Annotated in this window: 13 protein-coding genes; 3 read left to right on the top strand and 10 right to left on the bottom strand. The window is 40.0% G+C overall.

The features are described from left to right. Positions 1 to 292: 292 nt before the first annotated feature. The 6 genes from AC1TO5_RS07005 to AC1TO5_RS06980 form a co-directional block, all read right to left on the bottom strand. A complete protein-coding gene (locus AC1TO5_RS07005; RefSeq protein ID WP_482062085.1) occupies positions 293 to 1,567 on the bottom strand; it encodes a methyl-accepting chemotaxis protein in 1,275 nt (424 codons plus the stop codon). Positions 1,568 to 1,663: 96 nt separating this feature from the next. Continuing rightward, complete coding sequence (locus AC1TO5_RS07000) at positions 1,664 to 2,521, bottom strand: inositol monophosphatase family protein (protein WP_482062084.1); 858 nt, start codon at positions 2,519 to 2,521, stop codon at positions 1,664 to 1,666. A gap of 205 nt (positions 2,522 to 2,726) precedes the next feature. After that, the gene (uvsE, locus tag AC1TO5_RS06995) at positions 2,727 to 3,749 is read right to left on the bottom strand and encodes a UV DNA damage repair endonuclease UvsE (RefSeq protein WP_482062083.1); all 1,023 of its coding nucleotides are present in this window, start codon (positions 3,747 to 3,749) and stop codon (positions 2,727 to 2,729) included. 3 nt (positions 3,750 to 3,752) lie between these two features. Then, a complete protein-coding gene (locus AC1TO5_RS06990; RefSeq protein ID WP_482062082.1) occupies positions 3,753 to 4,067 on the bottom strand; it encodes a hypothetical protein in 315 nt (104 codons plus the stop codon). 243 nt (positions 4,068 to 4,310) lie between these two features. After that, entirely contained in the window at positions 4,311 to 5,423 is a 1,113-nt protein-coding gene (locus AC1TO5_RS06985; RefSeq protein ID WP_482062081.1) for a D-alanine--D-alanine ligase, read from the bottom strand. Positions 5,424 to 5,531: 108 nt separating this feature from the next. Beyond that, positions 5,532 to 6,755 carry an amidase domain-containing protein gene (locus AC1TO5_RS06980; protein WP_482062080.1) on the bottom strand — a complete coding sequence of 408 codons (1,224 nt, stop codon included), beginning with the start codon at positions 6,753 to 6,755 and terminating at the stop codon, positions 5,532 to 5,534. Positions 6,756 to 7,063: 308 nt separating this feature from the next. Between AC1TO5_RS06980 and acnA the strand changes: the two genes are divergently transcribed. After that, positions 7,064 to 9,775, top strand: coding sequence for an aconitate hydratase AcnA (acnA, locus tag AC1TO5_RS06975; protein ID WP_482062485.1), 2,712 nt, complete (start codon positions 7,064 to 7,066; stop codon positions 9,773 to 9,775). Positions 9,776 to 9,887: 112 nt separating this feature from the next. Here the strand turns inward: acnA and AC1TO5_RS06970 are convergent, their stop codons facing one another. The 3 genes from AC1TO5_RS06970 to AC1TO5_RS06960 all read right to left on the bottom strand — a co-directional run bounded on the left by AC1TO5_RS06970 (position 9,888) and on the right by AC1TO5_RS06960 (position 13,838). Next, the gene (locus AC1TO5_RS06970) at positions 9,888 to 10,577 is read right to left on the bottom strand and encodes a hypothetical protein (protein WP_482062079.1); all 690 of its coding nucleotides are present in this window, start codon (positions 10,575 to 10,577) and stop codon (positions 9,888 to 9,890) included. A 453-nt stretch (positions 10,578 to 11,030) separates the two neighbouring features. After that, entirely contained in the window at positions 11,031 to 12,779 is a 1,749-nt protein-coding gene (locus tag AC1TO5_RS06965) for a methyl-accepting chemotaxis protein (RefSeq protein WP_482062078.1), read from the bottom strand. A 306-nt stretch (positions 12,780 to 13,085) separates the two neighbouring features. Then, positions 13,086 to 13,838, bottom strand: a complete 753-nt coding sequence (locus AC1TO5_RS06960; protein ID WP_482062077.1) for an IclR family transcriptional regulator — start codon at positions 13,836 to 13,838, stop codon at positions 13,086 to 13,088. A 289-nt stretch (positions 13,839 to 14,127) separates the two neighbouring features. On the opposite strand from AC1TO5_RS06960, the gene AC1TO5_RS06955 reads away from it, so the two are divergent. After that, entirely contained in the window at positions 14,128 to 15,114 is a 987-nt protein-coding gene (locus AC1TO5_RS06955; protein ID WP_482062076.1) for an alpha/beta hydrolase, read from the top strand. 478 nt (positions 15,115 to 15,592) lie between these two features. Next, a complete protein-coding gene (locus tag AC1TO5_RS06950) occupies positions 15,593 to 16,297 on the top strand; it encodes a class I SAM-dependent methyltransferase (protein ID WP_482062075.1) in 705 nt (234 codons plus the stop codon). 333 nt (positions 16,298 to 16,630) lie between these two features. Here the strand turns inward: AC1TO5_RS06950 and AC1TO5_RS06945 are convergent, their stop codons facing one another. Further along, on the bottom strand, positions 16,631 to 18,112 hold the full coding sequence (locus AC1TO5_RS06945) for a UDP-N-acetylmuramoyl-L-alanyl-D-glutamate--2,6-diaminopimelate ligase (protein WP_482062074.1): 1,482 nt from the start codon (positions 18,110 to 18,112) through the stop codon (positions 16,631 to 16,633). Positions 18,113 to 18,261 lie beyond the last annotated feature (149 nt).

The following is an 18,261-nucleotide window of genomic DNA, read 5'->3' as shown; positions in this document are numbered from 1 at the left end:
TATGTTTCTTGCAGAAACATTGTAGGGCCGCGTGTACCAACCACGTACACTTGCGCTTCCGCCTTTCTCAAGTAGCGCTCCATCTTCTCGATTCTGAAAGCCCACTTTTTGAACTTTCATTGAAAGCTTCGGGCATTGATCGCTCGTGTACTCGTGCCGTACACATTGCTGGGTTTGAACCTCAGTTGGAAGCCATGAATGATTAGCCGTTCGCGTTCACGTGCCCAAAATACACAAAAACCGCTAGTCGAATTAATCGACTAGCGGTTTTTGCGTTGTATGACATAGCCGTTTATGTTCTAAAGTAAGCGGCTTTCTGTAACAGATCTGTTGATTTTACTCGTAGCTCATCTGTCGATGCTGCGATTTCTTCCATCACTGCTGCTTGTTGCTGCGAAGTATCATGAACGAGTTCCGCGCCTTCTCTAATATTTTCAGCAACTTGAGCGACACGACTTGTCTGCTCACGCGATTCATCAACTTGAACGGCTTGTTTTGCCAGTAAATCCGCCATTTTGTCTACGGTTACTGAAACCGTTGCAGCATCCATTTTGACTTCATTGAAAGCTTGGGCGAACTTTTCACCATTCGCTGCTTCTTGACTTGATAACTTATATTGTTCGTTAATATATTGCACAGCACGAGCTACACCTTGCTGAACTTGTTCGATTAGCGCACGAATTTCGCCAACCGCTTGACCGCTACTATCTGCTAATGACTTAACTTCTTGAGCAACTACAACAAAACCTCTACCTTCATCACCAGCTCTTGCCGCTTCAATAGCCGCATTCAACGCTAATAAATGAGTTTGGTCGGCAATCCCACCGACTACACTTGAAATGTTACCGATTTCATCTGCTAACTCACTGAGTTGCTCAATCGTTTCCAAAGAGCCTTTATTCAACGTCTCTAGCTGATGCATTCCATCCACTAAAGAACGGAATACTTCCTCACTTTGAGTCGCAGCGCGATTCATTTCCTCCGTACGCTCCTTGGCAAGATTCGCTTCGGACTGCATATGAAGTGCCGATTGATATAATTCATCTGCTGATGAATGTAATAAATGTGTTGAACTAGCCTGCATACTCGTACCTGATGTAATCTGTTCGGATTGAATAGTTAATCCTTCAAGCTGAACTGCCGACTGATTCACGGCACCTTGTAGCTCCTGTACATGCTTATCTGTTTGTACTGAGTTTTCTTTAATACTTTCTACTATTGTACGGAATTGAGTTAACATTGTATCTACTGCTGCACCAAGCTTATACATTTCATCCTGGCTTTTTATTTCTACTGAAGCTACATTCAAATTACCAGTAGCCGCTTCGGTGACGTTATTAGTCAAAGCTATTAATGGGCGAAGTAACCATTTGGCAGCAAAATAACCAAATAACCCAGTCCAAAACACCCCAAAAGCAAGAGTTCCTACTACAAATACCCCTGATGGTATCGTTTCAAACATTCCATTCATCACAAGTAAAATAAATGCACTTGTTGCATATGTAATTGAAGAGGCAGCTGTTATACCAATCACAAATTTCTTGACTATGCTTTGACGAATTTTCATTTTTTTTGCTCCTTTACCCTAATGTCCTCTAATCTTAGTGGAGTTTTCCAATTCGTACCGTGACAAATATCACTCTAATTGCACTTATTACAGCTGCTATTTACTATTTTGTAAAGACTTCTGTAATTCATCAACAAACTGTGAATGAATTGTGCCATTAGACGCTACGATATTACGCACCTCTAATGTATAGGGGCTGCCATCGATATCCGTTACCACACCGCCCGCTTCTTGAATAAGAAGTGATCCTGCTGCAAGATCCCAACTATTCAAATTCATTTCCCAGAAACCTGAAAGACGTCCCGCTGCTACATATGCCATATGTAACGCCGCTGAGCCTGACACACGAATATTACGTACTTTTGGTGCAATATGCTGTAAACTCTTCATATTAAGCGGTAACGCGTAGATCGGATCTGCGGGGAAACCTGTTGCAATAAGGCTTTGCTCTAGCGTTGCATCCTGTGAAACCACTAGTCGCTTACCATGTACATAAGCTCCCTTACCTCTTTCCGCTACGAAAAGCTCATCCTTCATTGGATCATAAATAACTGCAACAATGACTTCACCTTTATAAGCTAATGCAATCGACACACAGAAAAATGGAAATCCATGCACAAAGTTAGTTGTCCCATCGATCGGATCAACAATCCATAAGTATTCAGCATCCTTCGCATCAGCAATAGCTTTAGATGACGCAGCAGCTCCAGGTTCAACACCTTCTTCACCTAGAAATGCGTGGTCCGGAAAATGTGTCCCTATTAATTTTTTAATCAGTCGCTCAGACCCTTTATCAATTTCTGTAACTAGATCCGCAGATGAGTGTTTTAATTCCAATTTCTCAACGCTACCTAGCTTTATTTTGATCCACTCTCCTGCTTTTGCTGCACAATTAATGGCGACAGCTGTGAAGCTCTTACTACCTACAACTGGGGGTAATTTTTCTTCATTCACGTTCTATCACTCTTCTCTCTTTGCGTAATCTTAGCTTTACTCTCTAATGTCTAATGCATCAGCTACTATATCCATATTATAATAATTTGATAGTAGCTTCAAACATCATTCGAGAAAGCGATTACAAATTTTAGGTAAAACCTTCCTATTATGGTGAATAAGTATGTTTTTATTATACTTACTCTTCCGCAATAGGAAACTTTGTTTACGTACTCATAATTTCAATAGTAGCATCATCCACAATTGTAATATCACTAGAAGACAATGCTAGCTGCTTAAGCTCGTCCATCAATTGAAACACTGCCTGATCCTTTGATTTGGCTTCCAGCATACAATCAACATAGTTAGTCGTTGGTGTAATCGCCCTAAGAAATTTCAAAACAGGAGCAGCTTCAACAAGATCAGCATGTCCTCTTGGATCTGAGACGCTTTTGGGACTACTGACATGGATTTTCGCCGGAAGTTGCTCTGAACTAGATAGCTCTAAGCGCTGACATTCCATTTCCCATGTACGTTGAATCCGTGACCATAATTGCTCAGCAAGCATCTGCTCAGAAATATGACCAGCATTAACTGCATAATGATGAATATCAAGAACCATTGGAACGGCTACTGCCTCTGCTGCTAATAATGTTTCTTCTACATTAAACGTTTTATCATCGTTTTCAAGTGTAATTCGATACTTCAAACGGTTTGGAATACTACTGAATTGTTCAATAAAACGTGCACTTGAGGTTACTTTATCTCCATATGCACCGCCCATGTGAATATTACATTTAGAACGTTCATCAAGTCCCATTGCTTCCAGCATGCTGACATGGTACTCAATATCTCTAATAGAGTTAATAAGCACCTCTGGTCTATGTGTACTGAATACGCAGAAATGATCTGGATGCAATGATACTCTAATCCCTTTCTCTTGAACATAGTCGCCAATGGCTTTGAAGTCGTCAGCTAATGAAGGATATGGATTCCATTCAGCTAATGCTTGATGCGTAGATAGTGGAATAAGCTTTGATGAGAAACGATATAGCTTAATATCATGATGATAAGCATGCTTCAACAAACGCAATGTGTTATGTAAATTTTGTTGAGCGATTTGCTCAAGTCGCCCGATCGCAGCTTGACGATCAGCTAGCTTAGAAAAGCTTGCATACGTCATCGTCTTCGATGGAGATGCATTTTCAAGTATAGTACTCATTGCGACAAAACCAAATCTAACTCTCATTTACTACCGCTCTCCGAAGAACATCTCATACGCTAATGCCGTTTGCACGCGTGCTTCTTCTTCTGTTAATTTGCGAATAAGTTCCATCTCAACTTGCGTAATTTCTTCACCTTGAAAATTGATTTCAGCAATAGAAGCTAATATACGAACAATCGCAATCGCTTCATTACTTGGTGTGTAGGCAATAACCTTTTGACCAGTTGGATAAACTCTGAATTCTTTCTTTACCATCTTACCCTTACCATACTCTAACAATTCATATAGCTCTTGCTCAGACTTAAATTTACATACGGAGTTGAATTCAGTTTGAAATCCCATATTCTTGTCCTCACCTTCATTACATTTATATTATTTATTCATATTTTCAAGATTCTGCTTGTACACTATATAAGTGCATGTTCAAAAAGCTTCTTTTTTGAACTTCCTCTGTAAGTATATCATGAAGCAACACCATATTCTTCTATATGTAACACAAGTTCAAAAAGTCGGATGTTTTGAACTTCCTTTATTAAGAAAATACCCGTCCCCCACCATGGTAGGGACGGGCATCATATAAGCAACTTACATATTATCGCCAACAAAATCAATTTGTTGCTTAGCGGCATGGCGTTCAAAAGCAAGCTTCAACAACTCATCAAGTAATTCCCGATAATTAAGTCCGCTTTCGCGCCACAATAATGGATACATACTAAATGGCGTAAAGCCAGGTAAAGTATTCAGTTCATTGATGAATACTTTACCACTTGTTCTTTCTAAGAAAAAGTCAGCACGGGATAATCCACTTCCATCAATCGCCTTAAATGCAGTAACTGCCATTTCGCGCAACTCTGCCATTTTAGTATCGTCCAAGTTAGCAGGAATCGCCATTGTTGATTTGCCATCAATATATTTTGCTTTGTAGTCATAGAAATCATTAGAAGAAATAATTTCACCTACGATAGATGCTCTCGGTTCATCATTTCCCAATACACTAACTTCTACTTCACGCGCATCAATAAATTCTTCAATAATAACTTTACGGTCAAATCGGAATGCATAGTCAATAGCTTTAATGAGTTCTTCACGATTATTCGCTTTAGACACCCCTACACTTGAGCCTAGATTAGCAGGCTTTACAAAGCAAGGATAACCAAGTGCAATTTCACATTCCATTAAAAAGAAGGATTGATCCTTTGACCATTGTGCTTTTGTAAAGTAACGGAATACACATTGCGGAAGATTCGCATCTGCAAATGCTTTTTTCATAAATACTTTATCCATACCTACAGCTGAAGCAAGTACCCCAGTGCCAACGTAAGGAATATTAGCTATTTCAAATAATCCTTGAATCGTTCCATCTTCACCAAATGTTCCATGCAATAACGGGAAAATGACATCGATTTGTTGTTCATGCTGCACACCATCCAGCGCGCTGAAAATAGAAAACAAAGCGGAGTGAGTCGTCCCCTGACTTGTCGCAGCACTTGCTTCCAATCGTAAATGTTCACCCGATGTTGGTGGCTCTATCATCGATGGACCAGTAATCCATTGACCTTGCTTCGTAATATAGAAAGGTTTAATCTCATATTTGCTATAGTCGAATTCGTTCATTACGGCAAATGCGGTGGACAATGAAACTTCATGCTCTCCCGACTTACCACCGTAAACAAGACCTACCTTAACTTTGCTTCCCATTACTTTTCCTCCACTACTATCATTATAATGATAAGTTTAATTATAATTTCTACGATTAATGAATAAATGATCTGAAAATAAGATAAGGAATATTAGTGCCGCTATCTATTATACATAGTCGGTTATGTGGAAGAAACGGTAATGTGTATTAGGTGTCCAAGCATAAGAGTCTTTATAGTCCCAATAACGATGTCTGCCCGCCGTTGTATTAGCGTTAACGAGCGGCTGACCTTTTGCGTCAAATGCCGTCACAATGGTCGTATGCTGATAGCGTGTATTTCCATTCCAGTCATACACAATGATATCTCCTAGCTCAAGTTCATCCGCATATGCTTTTTCTATGGCACGCAACCCTTGATTGCGTGGTTTCATTAGAAAAGTTGCCAATGCCTTAGAGACTGCCCAACTATAACTCCACCATTCTTTACCTTGCTCTCTTCCTTTGTACCACCATCCACTATCTCTTCTGTTAGTATAAATCATTGGTACGTCACCTGCAAAGATACATTGCGAAACATAATTCGTACAATTTGAATCAAATTCATCGTAAGTAGGATTCCCCTTATTCCACCATTGATCGGCATAGGCAACGACCAGATCACGCCGATAACGTTTACCTTGCATCACTCGGCGGAATTTGGGAATAAGATCTGGATTTAAGTATGGTACTGCAATCGCTTGCGGCTCTTCTTCTGCTTCGTATTCAGAACTCCAATCCATGACGGCTCCACCGAACCTAGGCTTACGTTCTAACATTATCGGTTCAACTTTTGTGATTAACCATTTGCCCTGATCATTCAATAACCATACACGTTCATGATCATATCGTTCCTCTATATATTGTTGACCATCTTGTTGTAGTCTTCTTTTCACGTGTAGACGGAGATGTACAATCATTTCACGATCTAACTCGTTCACCTGTACAATTTCAGCCTTAGTTTCGCTACCTTCCGTATGAACACCTCGTAAAAGCTCACGTTCACGAACACGCTCTAGTCTTCCTTCTACGCGCTCTTGATGAATGATATCGCTATACAAATCATTCAAACGTGGTGCAAATTGATCTGTTTCCGCTTGATTGTACCTTGTAATATATTGCTGTAATGCCGGCTTCCAATCTAATTTTCGTTCTTGGATAGTTGCTGGATCCAATGGGGGCAACGATGCTTTAATTGCTGGAATAACAGATTTCTGCAGCGTATGAGGAATATAACTGTTCGTTTGTCGCTGCGATAGCACTCTTGTACCTTGTGTTGCATGTAGAACAGCCTGCTGCTTTGCTCTCGGAACTTTTCTTGATTTGCGTTTTATACTAGCTGATGACCTACTCATGTTTTCCCTCCCAACATATATGATCAAGCCGTCCAAGCAAAACGTATGAATAACTGGTTCATTATATGCGACAATGATGCAATACATGTAGAAATAGTTATCGCTAGCCCGTCCTACTACGTGATCAGGTGCAGTCATTTGAAATAAAAATCTACATAAAAGGATGATCTACATTATTTAAGAGAAAGCTTACAAAATGACTTTACGTCCATGTAGTTTTACAGCTATACTATACATATAAGGTTTTTTGAAATAAAGTTTCACTCTATGAAACTACATCCAAATTCACAACAAAAAGGAGACTTATGATGGCTACTCAAAATGAATATTCTGTTCGTTCCACATTAACCTCTGGCGGTAAAGATTTCACTTATTATCATCTTGGTGGATTAGAACAACAAGGATTCAAAGATATTTCCAAACTTCCATTCTCCATTAAAGTGCTTCTAGAAGCAGCAGTTCGTCAATTCGACGGTCGCGCAATTACTTCTGAGCATGTAAAACAATTAGCAAACTGGGCAAATGGTCGTGAAGACAAAGAAATTCCATTTATCCCTGCACGTATCGTATTACAAGATTTCACAGGCGTTCCCGTTGTTGTTGACTTAGCAGCAATGCGTGATACCGTGAAAAAAGCTGGTGGCGATCCGAAAAATATCAACCCTCTAGTTCCTGTAGATCTTGTTATCGATCACTCTATTATGGTAGATGCTTTTGGTACTCCTGAAGCGCTTGAATATAACACTAAAATCGAGTTTGAGCGTAATGAAGAGCGTTACCGTTTCCTTCGTTGGGCACAAACAGCATTTGATAACTTCCGTGCCGTTCCTCCGGGAACTGGTATCGTTCACCAAGTTAACCTTGAGTATCTTGCATCTGTTGCAGCTACGAAAGTAATCGATGGTGAAACCGTTGTATTCCCTGACTCTCTTGTTGGTACTGACTCTCATACAACAATGATCAATGGTCTTGGTGTTGTTGGTTGGGGTGTTGGCGGTATCGAGGCTGAAGCAGGTATGCTTGGTCAACCGTTATACTTCGTTATGCCTGAAGTTATCGGTGTCAAATTAACTGGTAGCCTTTCTGAAGGTGCTACTGCGACTGACTTGGCTCTTACGGTTACTGAAATGCTTCGTAAAAAAGGCGTTGTTGGTAAATTCGTTGAGTTCTTCGGTCCTGGTCTATCCAATATTTCACTTCCTGACCGTGCTACAGTAGCTAATATGGCTCCTGAGTATGGTGCTACAGTTGGGTTCTTCCCAGTCGATAGCGAGACACTTTCTTTCTTACGTCAAACAGGTCGTAAAGAAGAGCAAATCGAGCTTGTTGAAGCTTACTATAAAGCACAAGATATGTTCCGTACGAATGAAACTCCAGATCCGATCTTCTCTGATATTATCGAACTTGATCTTGCTACAATCGTACCGTCGCTTGCAGGTCCAAAACGCCCGCAAGACCGTGTTGAACTTACGAATATGAAGCAAGAATTCAACGATATTATCCGTAAGCCAGTCGATAAAGGTGGCTATGGTCTATCTGAAGAAAAAATTGCACAAAGTATTCCATTGAAGCATCCAAACGGTGAAGAAACTGTGCTGAAAACTGGTGCGATTGTTATTGCAGCTATTACAAGCTGTACGAACACGTCTAACCCAAGCGTTATGCTTGCTGCTGGTCTAGTAGCTCAAAAAGCTATAGCGCGTGGTCTGACTAAGCCTGCTTACGTGAAAAGTTCTCTAACTCCTGGTTCTCTAGTTGTTACAGAATACTTGAAAAAAGCTAACCTAATCGCACCGCTTGAAGCTCTTGGCTTCCACGTTGCTGGTTATGGTTGTGCTACATGTATCGGTAACTCGGGTCCACTTCCAGAAGAAGTTAGCCAAGCTGTTGCTGATAATGATATGACGGTTGGTGCTGTTATCTCTGGTAACCGTAACTTCGAGGGTCGTGTTCATGCTCAAGTTAAAGCAAACTATCTTGCATCTCCACCACTAGTTGTTGCTTATGCACTTGCAGGAACGGTTAATATTGACCTTGCTACCGAACCTCTTGGCTATGACACACAAGGTGAAGCTGTATTCTTGAAAGATATTTGGCCAACAAACGAAGAGATTAAGCAAGCTGTTGCTTCTTCCCTTAACCCTGAAATGTTCAATAGCAAATACGAAAATGTATTTACGCAAAATGAGCGTTGGAATGCGATTAATGTTCCTGAAGGTGAAAGCTATGAGTGGGATGAGAAATCAACATATATTCAAAACCCGCCATTCTTCTCTAACCTTGGTACTGAGCTAGATACAATCGCTGACATCAAAGGTTCTAATGTGCTTGCACTAATGGGCGATTCCGTAACAACGGATCATATCTCTCCTGCAGGTAACATTACAGTGAACAGCCCTGGTGGCCAATATTTGATCGATAATGGTGTTGAGCGTAAAGACTTTAACTCTTATGGTTCTCGTCGTGGTAACCATGAAGTTATGATGCGCGGTACTTTCGCTAATATTCGTATTCGTAATGCTGTTGCTCCAGGAACGGAAGGTGGCGTAACAACTTACCTACCGACTGGCGAAGTAATGTCTATCTATGATGCTTCCATGAAATATCAAGCTGACGGTAAAAACCTTGTTGTTATCGCTGGTAAAGAATATGGTACTGGTTCTTCTCGTGACTGGGCTGCTAAAGGTACTTACCTTTTAGGCGTTAAAGCAGTTATCGCTGAAAGCTTTGAGCGTATTCACCGTTCTAACCTTGTTGGTATGGGCGTGCTTCCGCTTCAATTCAAAGCCGGCGAAAGTTGGACAACTCTAGGTATTACTGGACGTGAAGTATTCGATATTACTGGTCTTTCTAACGATGTTAAACCTAGCCAAGAAGTTAAGGTTACAGCAACTCGTGAAGATGGTACAGTATTCGAATTCAACGCTATCGTTCGCCTAGATTCACTAGTAGATGTTGATTACTACCATAATGGCGGTATTCTTCAAACAGTGCTTCGTGAAATGATTGCTAATATGTAATTTATGAAATGAAATAAAAAGACTAGGGACAAGCGATCCGACAACGGAAGCTTATCTCTAGTCTTTTTTCTTTAAATAGGAAATTCAAAAAGCTGACTTTTAAACTTCCTATTTAAATGTTTTTATACGTAATCTCGATTTCCTTCTTCTGCTTCTCAAATAGATTATGTTGATAGTCTTCATATTCATCCAATGTTGTGACAATTTTCTGAGCAATTAAATATTCATACAATTTTGAAAAGTATACTCCTTCTTCATATTGGTCACGAAGAAGCTCGCTATCCAAAAATTGTTCTAATGTCATATTGGCACTTTCCGACCAAGCTTTAAATAATAGTAATGAATCATTTTGTTGTGTATCAACTTGTTCGCTATTCGAGAAATCACCTTTTAACGTTTCAATAAAAGTCTCGATTTCTTCCTCTTGAATAGTAATCCCTTTGCTTTTGGCATCTACGACCATAAGTCGTCTTGTAACTAGATCATTAACAATTTTCTTATCACTAGTCTTTTTCACATTGTACCCCAACTCGTTAAACATCTCTGTATTATATTTGCTATATAGAAAATCAAACTTCGTCACTTGAAAGTCCGCAGTTTCCGCGATCACTTTATCTTTGTCCGTTCTTGATTCATCGTACATTTTATTAAAGTATCTTTGAAAGATCTCTTCCTTATCAGCGATGCTTAAGACAGTTTTTGCAGAACGAGCATGCTCATTTTGATAAATGAAGTAGGATGTAACTATAGCTGCTACGATAAAGATAATAACGCTTAATTTGACAATCATTCTTCGTTCCATTGATAATCCCCCCTCAATTGTTGACTGTACATCATTAACTTGAACAATCATTCGATCATTCATTCAACCCATAAATCATAACATAATATTTTCCATTTGTTACAATGAACAAAAAAACCCAACTATTAATAGTTGGGGCTACATCGTTAAGCTATTATTACTATATTCTGATCATACTCATTCGCTCATCGTTATCAAAGTCCACTTTTTGAACTACCTCTTCCAATGAAGGTTCAAAAAGGGGGCTTTCAGAACCGAGCAGGTGAAACGCTACTTGAGAAAGGCGGAAGCGCAAGTGTACGTTATTGGTACACGCGAACCTACAATGTTTCTGCAAGAAACATCCATCGGAAGCTTATGCCGTACTTTCCAAGTTCGTTTCAGATGCGATGACGAATATGCTACGTTAGCACAATTATCGTTATCAAAGCCCGTTTTTTGAACCATCCGCTACTATACCTTGAATTTTCCTACTGCCTGTCTCAACTCACCCGCCAACGACCTCAGCTGTTCGGCTGAACTAGCTACTTCCTCAACGGAAGCTAGCTGTTCCTCTGATGCTGCTGCAACCTCTTGTGAACTGGATGCTGAATTATGAGCTATACGCTCCAGCTCTACTAATGAAGCAGCAATTTCTTCACTGCCAGCAGACATTTGCTGGGATGCTGCTGATACTTCCTGCACTTGCTCAGACACTTCCTTGACTGAGCGTAGAATAGAACGGAATGAGTCACCAGATGCATTCACTAGCTCAGAACCGATTCTTGTTTCATTCGCGGAGCTTGTTAATGAAGCTGTAACATGTTCAGAACGCACACCGATCTCAGTAAGAATCTCTGAAATTTCATTCGAGGATTCTTTTGAACGTTCTGCCAGCTTACGAATTTCTTGTGCTACAACGGCAAAGCCTTTACCGTATTCACCAGCACGCGCTGCTTCAATTGAAGCATTCAATGCAAGTAAATTGGTTTGATTCGCAATGTCAGCGATATGCGTTAAAATACTGCCGATTCGATTGTTCGATTCATTCAGCTCTTCCATCACTTCTGCTGCGCTAAATACGCGTTGCTCAATCGTCTCCATTTGCTCGACTGTTTTGTTAATAACCGTTTCGCCATGTATAGCTAAATCTGATGTATCCGCAGCAAGCTCAGAAACAACGGATGATGATTCTGCTATTTTCTGAATACCAATCGTCATCTCCATCATCGCACGTTGACTTTCTGTAGAGCTTTGCAGCTGAGTATCAGCGTTCGCGGCAACACTTTGTATCGCTGTAGCGATTTCGTTAGTGGCTGCCTCTGTCTGAGCTGAAGTCTCCTTTAAGCTCGCCGAGGAATCCGACACTTCCCGTGAGGTTTGATCTATTTGCAATGTTAGATCTCGTAAACTAGTTATCATCTCATTAAATGCTTGAGATGCCTGTCCAATTTCATTGCCAGCTGTAACCGGAACTTGAATCGTCAAATCTCCCATCGCAGCTCTTTTGGAACTTTCCGCCAATACACGTAATGGCTTAACTACCATGCGAACTAAGAATACAACCAGCAATATCGATAGGATAGATGTAATTACTGAAAGTAGATTGTTCTTAAAAGACAATTTATCTAACCGCTCTTCGACTTTTTCATAGTCATAATCGACAGCGAATACTGCGATCACTTCTCCATCTGCATTCACAATTGGAGAGAAATAAGAAATCCATTTACCAAACTTAGATTCATAAATTGGTGAAAGTCCAACATTGCCCTGTAAAGCATTATGGTATGCTGCGACGATGCCATCGCTTGCACCATAAGATGTTCCTGCATCAAGTCCTTCTTGCACTAGATTCTCACTTACTTGCATAAGACGAAGCTCAGTCGCCCCATCCTTTTCAATGAAGTTTGTAGAAAAATAATAAGCATTTACTAAAGATTCATCATCAACCATCGCAGTTAATAACTTTCTTAGTATTGCCATATCATCCTCAGCTAGTTGTTCACCATTTTTCATTGATGCTGCTAATGATTCAATTAAAATATTATTAGCTTGGGTCTGTAGTCCAAGCTTACTACCCACTTGTTGAAATTCTCTAAATACTGCATTTTCTTGGGTGCTGTAAGAAACTCTAGTTAGTATCGTATTTAATGCGATTAATATTATTGCCAATACAATGGAACTTGTAACTACTAGACTTTTCCGTCTGAACCATTTTAGCATGAACAGCACACTCCCTATCACTATAAATTCACTAACTTAACTATAGTTATTGTACATAATAAATGTTAGCTCCATACCTCTATATGTATTAGAAATCTATTAGCAGGTTATTATTATGTACAGCTTCCATCTTTGCTAAGTGCTATATAATGTATCGGATAAAGGTGTCGGATCCAGTAGATTTTTATATAATACGGTAGCATATACCTATAAGTTAATGATTAATAATTTTTAATATAGGACTAATAATTCATTGCTTCCTGCTAGTTGTTACCTGTTTAAGTTGGATGTACGTATAAACGGCAGCTATAATCTCGTCATCATACTCATTCGCTTAGCTGAACCTTGCAGCATTGGGGCAAATTCCTTCATCAACTCTAATGTTAATCTACTCGATGGACCCGATACTGCCAATGCGGCAATCACTTCATTGTCACGCCCATAAATCGGCACACAGATGGCAGACACTCCACTTTCACGTTCCTCGAAACTTACCGCATAGCCCTGCTCCACTACTTCTAGCAATTCGGATTCATATGTTTCCATACTGCTGCCTTCACGCAGCTGCCAGGATGGATGTTGCCAAATTTCATGCTGCTCAACTGGCGAAGCAAAGGCAATCAGCACTTTACTCGATGCACCTGCATATAACGGGAAGCGTGCGCCAATTGGCGCAACCCGCCGAACTGGTTCATTACTTTGGACAGATTGGATTCGAATCCTTTCTACGCCTGAACGTACATAGATGCTCACCGTTTCTCCTAATTGATCACGCAAACGTTCCATTTCTTTCTGCCACATCGTGGATTGATCACTTTCAGGAGCCAAATTCGCTGATAACTCCCATACCTTTAATCCAAGCTGATAGCGTTCAGTTATCGGATCACGCTCGATAAACCCTTTGTCCTCTAGCGTTGCAAGCATTCGATGAACTGTGCTTTTATGTAATCCAACATGCCCAGCAAGCTCCGTCATCGCCCATGAAGCCTTTAACGTGAAACACAATAATAGATCCAATGCTCGCTCAACCGATCTAACCGTAGACTTACCTTGCTCCATCTATCTCATCTCCCAAAACTTTTCGTTTACTTCCGAATAACCTTCTATTTATATTCTGACATGCCTTTGCAGTCTTTCGTTTCACGCTGTAAAACTCATTTTCAAAATGAATGATATTCGTTCTCATTCAGTATACTTCATTCAGCTTATTTCTGTAAATTTTTTATTTGTCAGCATGTCGTTATATTACATTTACTTTACAAACGTTCATATAAGGTTGACAGCAATTCCATAGCCGTCTAGCATTATTATTAATACATCTATGCTTAATGAAACGGAAGTGAGAATAATGGACAGTGGCATCGAAATAATACAAGGGCGTACGACACAACTTATCGTACCCGAACATACAAAGAACAACCGCTACAGACATTTTCTACTTGCCATTGTTGTTGCCATATTTTCATTTCTAGCGATTATTGTGCTGGTCAGCCATGCGATCATTGCTTGGAATCTAGCTTACCCTTATGTTCCATCATTGGAATCGAATCCATACGACGAAAAGAAATTAACTTATGAGATCGCTGTTTATCCTAGCAGAAGTGGTGAAACAACAGTAGACAGCTGGTATATTCCTGCAAACTTATCGGAAAGCAGAACCATCTCAAAGCAAACGATTATTCTTAGTCATGGCTATGGTGCGAATCGTGAAGAAACTTGGGTTCCGATGTACGATTTAGCTGAGCTAATGAATGAGTTAGATTATAATGTTGTTATGTTCGATTACGGTTACGCCTCTAAGACTTATAGCGCCCCTGCTACTTGGGGGAGTGAAGAAAAGAACCAATTGCTTGCCGTAGTTGATTACGCCCAGCAGCGTGGCGCTGAGAAGATTATTGTGTGGGGTTTCTCGATGGGTGCTGGCACAGCACTGCAAGCTGCTTTAGAATCCGAGCAGATCGATGCCCTTATCCTCGATAGTTTATTTTTACCTAGTCCTGATACACTGTATACGAATTTGCAGCAATATGTAGATCTACCTAAATATCCGACGACAACTATTATTAGTGAATTGTTACCGTTATGGACAAATCATGTCTTTTCCAATACACCTGCACAATCGATCCTCACGAACAATTATGACATTCCACTTTATATTGTTCACGGTACATCAGATAATAAAGCTGATTATCATATTGCCGAGCAAATTGCTGCCAATCAGCATAATCAATATTCTAGTCTTTGGGTAATCGAAAATGGTCAGCATGAATTATTATTCCGTAAAGACCCTAATCGTTATATGAAAAACATATCGGAGTTTCTAAGCAACATTTAAGGCTCAAAACCAACCTTAGTACTTGAATAGCAAACTTAGTGCTTGAATAGCAACAAGGTTGATTTTTATTGCTTCACTAGATGGATAACGGACACCTGAACCCTTATTTGCTGTATATGCCTCTATTATCGATATTTACCGGACACAGATGCACTTATTTCAAATTTTTCGATGCATTTGGACTCCATTTGGGCAAATAACGGATTCTGTGTCCTTTAGAATGCCATTCAACCCTAAAACTCACAAATAACGGCTTCTGTGTCCGTGAGAAGCTTTTATCTCGTCGAGATCTGATTACTGCGTTGATTATTGTTTGCTCCTTGGCAGTAGCGAAAGAGAACTGCATAAATGCTAACGCACTTGTTTTATTACATTTAATGGTTATAATAATTTTAAACAGTATGCAACAGCAAGATTGAAGTTAGATGAGATTAGAGATATTTAGACAAGACTAGAGTAGCCGAGGAGAGATGAGTTTATGAAAAACAAAGAATTATATGCTCAACAAGGAGTTGCGATGACATGTCGCTCCTTCGAGGAATACGAATCAATGTTTATGTTGAATGAAACGATGCTAACAACGGGGAAAATACTCGATATTGCAGCTGGTGCTTCATCATTTACAGCGGAATGTATTTCTAGGGGATATAACGCAACAGCTTGCGATCCACTTTACAAATTGTCCACCGAGCAAATATATGAGTTCGGAAAGCAACAGCTTTCTATCGCTTCTGAGAAGCTTAGCTCCAAGAAGGATGCTTTTGTTTGGAACTATTATAAAGATATAGAGGCGCATGATGACATTCGAGAGCATTCACTAGATAAATTTATTGATAGCTACAGAAGTGATCTCGATAAAGAAACCTATGTGAACGCTATGCTGCCTAATCTCCCTTTCCATGATGATACTTTTTCTTGTATCGTTTGTAATCATTTCTTATTCCTATATCAAGAACAGTACGATTATTCCTTCCACTTAGCGGCAATTACAGAAATGATTAGAATTACGAAAAAGGGTGGCATCATTCTTCTATATCCACTTGTCGGATTTAAGGATGAGCTTTATCCGCAACTCGATGTACTACAGGAGGAACTAGCTGAGCTCGGTGTTGACGTAAGTATTCGAAGTACTGAATTTCGCTTTTTGCCCTCTGCAGATAGCATGTTAGCTATTCGTAAGTAATTTTAACTAATAAAACAATAACATATCCAATGACGAAAGAGACCCCTGAATTCACGTTCAAGGGTCTTTTCTGTTCGTCTATCTGCATTGTTCGCTTTTTGAACTTCAAATTCCAATAAAGGTTCAAAAAACGGGCTTTCAGAACCGAGAAGATGGAGCGCTACTTGAGAAAGACGGAAGCGCAAGTGTACGTGTTTGGTACACGCGATCCTACAATGTTTTTGCAAAAAACATACATCGGAAGCTTACGCTATACTTTCCAAGTTCGCTTCATCTTCGATGTCGAATAACCTACGTTAGCCTACCCATCGTTATCAAAGCCCATTTTTTGAACTACCCCTCATAGCCTAGTGCTATTAGTTGATTTTTTGCTACCTCCCTATCATCAAAATGCGACTTCACCGTACCGATAATTTGATAATTTTCATGACCTTTACCAGCAATCACAATAATATCTCCCGCTTGTGCCTCTGCGATAGCGGCCTCAATAGCTAGCTTGCGGTCAACATTCGTCGTGAAATGTCCCTGCTCTTCTGTTAACTGACCAGTCATATCAGCTAATATGGCCTCGGGATCTTCTGTACGTGGATTATCCGAGGTAAAGTAGACATGGTCTGCCATTTCAATCGCGATATTCGCCATTAAAGGTCGCTTCGTACGATCACGATCCCCACCACAGCCGACGACACAAATTAACTTCCTCGGCTCAAGCTGCTGAGCTGTACGCAATACATTTTCTAGACTATCAGGTGTATGGGCATAATCCACAACTACGGCAAATGGTTGCCCTTGCTGTACTCCCTCAAAGCGCCCTGGAACTCCTTCGACACTTTCAATCGCTGCTTTTATTTGCACAAGCGTTAAACCTTCTGGAATTACCGCGCTAATGGCTGCCAACAAATTGTACACATTGAATTTACCAATTAATTTCGTCGATATTTCCACTTCACCTAATGGCGTTGTTAATGTGAAACTGGTACCTGCTGCTGTAATATTAATATTCGTTGCTCTCACTAGAGCAGCTTCACCAAGACCGTATGTAATCAATTGCGCTGAAGTTTTTCTAGCATAGCGCTCACTCCAAGGGTCATCGCTATTCAACACAGCATAGCTCGCTTGTTCATAGTCATTACCTAATTGCGCAAACAACAATCCTTTCGCTTCACCATATGCTTCCATCGTAATATGATAGTCGAGATGATCTTGCGTTAAATTAGTGAACACAGCTGTTTTGAAGCGGCAGCCATGTACTCGGCCAAGATCAAGTGCATGAGAAGAAACTTCCATCACCGCATACTCTACATCAGCTTGCGACATATTGTAGAAATAACGTTGTAAATCATAGCATAATGGCGTCGTTAGCTTAGCTTCCTCTTGAAAGCCGGGATAACGAATTTCAATTGTACCGATTACACCTGTCTTATGCTGATGATACGTCAATATATGCTCGATTAAATTCGTCGTTGTTGTCTTACCATTCGTACCGGTTATCCCAATTAATTGGAGCTGACGAGTCGGTGAACCATAGAATTCATCTACCATAATCGATGCTGCTTTGCTCGTATCTGGCACGAGAATATATGTAATCCCTTCTGCATAATGCGCTTGTTCATCTTGAATAACGATGCTTTTCGCACCATTTGCAATAGCTTGTGGAATATAGGCATGACCATCTTCCTTCGCGCCCTTCGTACAGACAAATATATGATTGGATCTGATTGCTCTGCCATCATTGTGAATACCTGCTACTTCAACATCAGCATCACCAATGATTCGAGAGAATAATAACTTATCTATAAGCTGGTGTAGCTTCATTACATAACACTCCCTTATATAAAACGCTTATATATTATATGATCACAATAGCTCAACTAATTCTTAACGTTACATCTTATCATTTCATTTTATTGATGCTTTTAGAATAACGCAAATTAATAAATAAAAAAAGAAGCTTCTAAACCGTT

The organism is Paenibacillus sp. Y930, assembly GCF_056786375.1.
The sequence above is the reverse complement of the archived record's forward strand: the minus strand, read 5'-3'. Positions and strand labels throughout refer to the sequence as shown.